The organism is Pseudomonas sp. AC463, from assembly GCF_979253585.1.
The window spans coordinates 1-244 of sequence record NZ_CEEDDZ010001041.1 but is presented as its reverse complement, the minus strand read 5'-3'; the positions used below and the strand labels follow the sequence as shown (position 1 = coordinate 244).

Annotated in this window: 1 protein-coding gene; it reads right to left on the bottom strand. The window is 62.7% G+C overall.

Annotated features, from left to right (window positions below; translation table 11 throughout):
- On the bottom strand, nucleotides 1-244 hold a 244-nt coding region (locus tag AC0IYH_RS33425; RefSeq protein WP_471838726.1), incomplete at both ends, for a hypothetical protein.

Here is a 244-nt window from a genome sequence, read left to right as displayed (position 1 = left end):
GCTCCAGCTTCGCATCGAGGCTGGGCAGCAGGTACGAATAGGAGCTGGTGTTCGTGACCGGCTGGATCTCGGTATACTGGTCGACCGTGAGCAGCGTCGGATCAGCCGAGCTGGTGACGATCCGTACCGGCTGGCGGCCCTGACCGGTCGAGGACAGGTTGGTGACCTCGTTACGGATGCCGGCGTTGAAGGTGAACGGCAGGCCGCCGATCTCCGTCTGGAAGTTCGCGCTGAAATACAGCGA